General features: G+C 64.7%; 1 pseudogene. It reads left to right on the top strand.

Annotated features, from left to right (window positions below):
• Positions 1–179: 179 nt before the first annotated feature.
• Positions 180–487 (top strand): annotated as a pseudogene (locus ACWGS9_RS35340) (integrase); the annotation flags it as partial.

Raw genomic sequence — 487 nt, 5'->3', positions numbered from 1 at the left:
GCCGCGGTCGGCCTGCGTTTTGCCTGGTTTTTTCTGATGACGCATGGCTACTGGGTCGATCCGGACATCGGCGACGCGATCGCCGACGCCCTGCGCGCCGGGCGCGTGCGCCTGCCGAACCAAGATGCGGCGGTGCTGCTCGCCTGGGCCGACAAAAAATATCTGTTTTGAGCACGGCCATGGACGCGCCCCTGCCCAAGCCCGCTTCCGACGCAACGCTGCGTCGTGCCGCGGCGCTCGATGCCCTGGATTCGGTGCTGCCGTATGATCGCCGCGAGGTTCTGGCCAAAATCCTCACCGACGACGACGTCGAGACCCTTCGCCACCTTGCGCGAGAAGGGATGGGCGACAATTCGCTGCGGGCGCTGGCCTCGGATCTCGGCTATCTCGAGGCCTGGTGTCTTGCCGCCACCGGTTTTTCGCTGCCTTGGCCCGCGCCGGAGGCTTTATTGATAAAATTCGTCGCCCATCATCTGTGGGATCCGGT

Source organism: Mesorhizobium sp. Arg314 (genome assembly GCF_053714275.1).
Note: the sequence above shows the minus strand (reverse complement) of the source record. Positions and strands in the feature narration are given on the sequence as shown.